The sequence below is a fragment of the Streptomyces sp. CB02959 genome (assembly GCF_002803155.1).
In the GTDB taxonomy this organism is placed as follows: domain Bacteria; phylum Actinomycetota; class Actinomycetes; order Streptomycetales; family Streptomycetaceae; genus Streptomyces.
In genome coordinates this window covers 1-4,559 of the sequence record NZ_NNBP01000075.1, presented here as the reverse complement: position 1 = coordinate 4,559, position 4,559 = coordinate 1, and the positions used below count along the sequence as shown (strand labels likewise).

The 4,559-nt window shown below is 66.4% G+C and carries 3 protein-coding genes and 1 pseudogene; 2 read left to right on the top strand and 2 right to left on the bottom strand.

Features of this window, described 5'->3' with window-relative positions; translation table 11 throughout:
* Window positions 1-92: 92 nt before the first annotated feature.
* Window positions 93-299, top strand: a pseudogene (locus CG747_RS50625) (NADP oxidoreductase); the annotation flags it as partial.
* Between the two features lie 176 nt (window positions 300-475).
* On the opposite strand, the gene CG747_RS46740 reads toward CG747_RS50625, so the two are convergent.
* Both CG747_RS46740 and CG747_RS46735 read right to left on the bottom strand, forming a co-directional pair.
* Window positions 476-1,009 (bottom strand): GNAT family N-acetyltransferase, encoded by a 534-nt coding sequence (locus CG747_RS46740; RefSeq protein ID WP_100607943.1) that lies wholly within the window; start codon window positions 1,007-1,009, stop codon window positions 476-478.
* Window positions 1,010-1,644: 635 nt separating this feature from the next.
* Window positions 1,645-2,508, bottom strand: coding sequence for an SDR family oxidoreductase (locus CG747_RS46735; RefSeq protein WP_100607942.1), 864 nt, complete (start codon window positions 2,506-2,508; stop codon window positions 1,645-1,647).
* Window positions 2,509-4,136: 1,628 nt separating this feature from the next.
* On the opposite strand from CG747_RS46735, the gene CG747_RS46720 reads away from it, so the two are divergent.
* Entirely contained in the window at window positions 4,137-4,547 is a 411-nt protein-coding gene (locus tag CG747_RS46720; protein WP_100607940.1) for an SgcJ/EcaC family oxidoreductase, read from the top strand.
* Window positions 4,548-4,559: the final 12 nt, after the last annotated feature.

Genomic DNA, 4,559 nt, shown 5'->3' with positions numbered 1-4,559 from the left:
CGGGGAACTGGTCCGGGGGGGGCGGGGAGCTGGTCCGGGGGGGCGTACTCGTGCGGGGCGCGGGCGCGGGGGGCTGGTGTGGGATGCCGGTACTGGTGCAGGACGTGGGTTGCGAACCCGTGGCCGGCGGCGGTCTCGACCGTGCGGGACTCCTGGAGGCGACCGCCGCGCTGTTCATCGCCCTGTGGGTCGGCCAAGGAGCCGACGCACAAGCAATCGCACCTCCGCTGGCCTACGCGACCGGACCAAGCCACCACGACACACAAGGCCGCGAGAGGCTTTCCGCTAGAGGTTCTTGACCCAACCACGGTCAGAGCCTTGGAACCGGCCCTGACCGCGGTCCGGTGAACACGCAGGACGCGGCGAGGAGCAGTGCCCTTCGGCCGGGCCTGCGCCTACCGGCGTGGCGCCAGGGCGGCCGAAGGCGGTGGGACAGCCGTCGACCGTCTCGTGACGAGCGACAGGCTCACCTGGTTCACGCCTGGTACTCGGTGAGGTCGATGGCGTGAACGCGCAACGCACAGCCGTACTGCGGGTGGGTCGTCTCACGCTCCAACACCATACCGAGCTTACGGATGACGTTCTCAGAAGCCGCATCACCCGCCCGACTGATGCTGATGACACGGTCAAGGCCCCGATCCTGCAGCGCGAACTCCAACGTGGCCTGGGCAGCTTCGGAGGCGTATCCCTGACCCCAAAACTGCGAGCCGAGCCGCCAACTGATCGCCACCGCCGGCCCCACCTCCGGCAAAAACTCCGGCACGTACAGGCCCGTGAAACCCGCCAGCTCCCCCGACGCCAGCAACTCCACCGCGAAAAGCCCGAAACCCTCCTCGTCCCACTCCTCCTCCCACCCCTCGATGGCCCCCGCCGTGTGCTCCAGGTCGCACACCGAACCGTCATCGACCCAGCGCATGACCCGAGGATCTGCATTGATATCGGCCATGGGCACCAGGTCATCGTCATCCCAGCGACGCAGCAAAAGACGCGGGGTGCGGATCTCAGTCATGACACCATCCTGCACAAACCAAGCCACCCACCGGAAATCGACACCCACCCCCACCCCCCCCACCAGCCCCACCGACCCCAACCCCGGCCCCGGCCCCGGCCCCGGCTACGGCTACGGCTACGGCTACGGCTACGGCCCCACCTCAGTACAGCCGAATCCCACCAATTCTCTCCAGCCCACACCCAGCACCAAAGCCCTACCGCCATGAAATCGGTACAGCAGGCCCCAGCCCCTGACCCCTGGAGGACTGCCGCCTGGCTCTCCTGGTCCTGGTCCTGGTCCTGGTCCTGGAAGGCTGACGCCTGAAGGACCGGCCAGCACGCACCGCATCGCAGTGCAGGCCAGAACCACACCAAGCTCACCGGCAACCTGCCACAGCACCAGCACACTTCACGAAACCGCAGCCAGCCAGAACCACAATCGGCAATCCCCCGCCAACATGGGACTGCCGGCACCGGCGCCGGTCCCAGTGCTGCGGGGAACCGACCTGTGCGCCCAGGGAGCTGGCGTGTGGATGCCGGGGGCTGGCGCGCGTGTGGAGGGGCTGGTGCGCGGGGGCTGCCGTGGGCACGAGGCCGGCATGTGCGTGTGGGGCGCTGGCGTGGGTCGGCGTTCGGGCACCGACCGTGCTCAGGTCAACGGAAGTCAGCGACGTGGTCGCGGGCCCATTGCGTAAAAGTGCGCGGTGGGGCGCCGGTGATGTCGTAGATGGTGGGTTGCGGGCCGAAAGCGGTGACGTCGAAGTGGGCCATCGCCTCAGGGTCAGTGGGATTACCGGCATGGTCGACGAAGCCGAGCAGGAAGTCCGCAGCAGCCGCAGCAAACCCGCCCTGCTCCCGGTAGCGTCGACGGGCCTGCTCAGGAGTGACCTTCTCGAAACGAACCTCCTCACCCAACGCCTCGCCCACCGCACGCGCCTGCTCACGCACACTGACCGGCGGACCATTCAACGTATAAGCCACACCATGGTGACCGTCTTCCAACAACGCCGCCACCGCCACATCGGCGATGTCCCGCTCATGCACCGGACACCAGACCGCCTCAGGAGCAGGATGACGCACCACACGCGCACCACGAATGTCAGGCCCCCACAACGCGACCTTGTTCATCGCGAACTCCCCCGGCCGCACATGCGTCCACTCCACCCCACCAGCCTCGACCGCCTGCTCCACCACCAAATGATGAACAGTGTCATAACCCGCCGTCACCGCACCCGACGACAACGTCACAATGCGCCGCACCCCCGCACGCCCAGCAGCCGCCACCACCTCACCCGCCGCCGCAGGCACCGGAAACAGATACATCCGCTCCACCCCCTCCAACGCAGCAGCAACACTCGCCGGCTCCGCCAAATCCCCCACCACCACCTCAACCCCAGACGGCAACCCCACACGACCCCGATCACGAGTCAAAGCCCGCACCTGCACACCCCCCGCCAACAACCCCCCACACACAGCACGCCCCACACTCCCCGACGCACCCGACACCAAAACCCTCATCCCAACCCCTCCACAACCAACCAACCGACAACAAACACCCAACACCAAACACCCGACACCCCACACCCGGCCTCAGACACCCGACACCGAGCACCCGGCACCCAACACCGGCCTCAGACAACCGACACCGAGCACCCGGCACCCCACACCCGGCCTCAGACACCCGACACCGAGCACCGGGCACCCAACACCGGCCTCAGACAACCGACACCGAGCACCGGGCACCCAACACCGGCCTCAGACAACCGACATCGAGCACCAAACACCAGGCGCCCAACACCGGGCACCGGACACCCGACACCCAGCAGCCAGCAGCCAGCAGCCAGCAGCCAGCAGCCAGCAGCCGACACATACCTCTGATACCAGGTAAGGATTCCAGCCACCGTACGCCCATAACACGCAACACGCACCGATCACCTTGCGCCATCACCACCACCACACAAACCACCCCAAACAACCCGCAAGAGACAGCGAACACGTCAGCACACAGCGAAACCACAACCCCGACAACAAACACACCCCGACGCAAACCCACCACCCGCAACCCCCCAGACCCCGCCACACCAAGAACACACAGACCCGACAACCACACCGAAACGGGCCGAAGCGGGAACGGGGCGGAGCGGCGGCAGAAGCACGGAAGCGCGGGCGACCACCGGGACAGCAAGGCAGCGACAGCAACACGGCACCACAGGCGACGGCAAGCGCGCGGGCGACCGCAGACGAGACAGGCAAGCGACAAGGGCGCGGGCGACCACAGGAACGGAGGCCGCAACGGCGCAAGGACCATGACCGGAGCAGCGGTCGGAACGGCAACAGAGCCAACAGCAAGGGCAGGGGCGAAGGTAGCAGCACGGCTCCAAGCAGCGATAAGACAGCAATCAGAGCAGCCCACAGAACACTGCACAGAGCGGCGATCACGGCCGCGACAGGGGCGGCAGTAGGGGCCGAGCGAAGGCCGAAGCCACGGCCGCAGCGGCCGTCGGAGCCGCAACGGGGACGGCGACAGACGCCAGGAGCCGGAGCAGCACTCGGAGCGGAAGCAAGCGGCCGGTAAGGGCCGCAGCAGAGCTGCGGTCAGAGCAGTGGTGAGTCCCCAATAAGCGCCGGGCGATGACCGAAACGAGAGTCGAAGCAGCAGCCGGAGCAACGGTCAGGACCGCGGCACGGGCAGGTGCGGGAGCGACCGCCGAAACAACGGCCGGAACAAGGAACAGGACGGTGGCCGAAACAGCAGCCCAAGCAGAAGTCGGAGCCGCAGCAGAAACCCGGACGACCACCGAAACAACGACCGGAGCAGGAGACGCGGCGAAGTCGGAGAGAGAGCCGCAGCAACGGCCGGAACAGAGCCCGGGACAGTGGCCCGAGCAGCTCTCGCAGTGACGGCCGGAACGGACGTCAGCCGGCGGGCGCAATCCCGCCGGGCGACACCGGAACGGGCCTCAGACGGCGGCCAGAGCGGTAGCCGGAGCGGCGGCCGGAACTCCCGTAAAGCAACGAACGAGGCAACAGATCAAGGGTGGCTGACAGTTGACGGCAACCGCACTAACAACTTGCGCAAGCCCCGACCCACCGACTTAGCGTGATCACGAACCACCGAACCACCACCCCCCACCAAGGAGCCCCCCATGACCATCCCCCCCAACACCCCCGCCGCCCACACCGACGACACACACCACATCACCAACCTCTTCAACGAACTACAAACAGCCTTCGCCGAACAAGACGCAACCAAATTCGACCAACACTTCACCAACGACGTCATCTTCACCGCCGTCAACGGCATGCGACTCACCGGATGGCAAGCCCTCCACACCTACCACCGCGAACGCTTAACCCACCACACACACAACATCCAAACCTGGTACGAAATCGAACACATCACCTTCCCCCACCCCAACATCGCCATCGTCTTCTTCCGCCAACCCATCACCACCCCCCACCACCAACGCACCAACGTCGGCACCTGGATCCTCATCAAACAAAACCACCAATGGCACATCACCGCCGGCCAAAACACCAACGTCACCCCCACCTAACACCCACCACAC

What these genes read in the sequence shown, in the direction of transcription:
- CG747_RS46720 (WP_100607940.1), top strand. Translation starts at nt 4,137, where the DNA reads ATGACCATCCCCCCCAACACCCCCGCCGCCCACACCGACGACACACAC.
- CG747_RS46740 (WP_100607943.1), bottom strand. Translation starts at nt 1,009, where the DNA reads ATGACTGAGATCCGCACCCCGCGTCTTTTGCTGCGTCGCTGGGATGAC.
- CG747_RS46735 (WP_100607942.1), bottom strand. Translation starts at nt 2,508, where the DNA reads ATGAGGGTTTTGGTGTCGGGTGCGTCGGGGAGTGTGGGGCGTGCTGTG.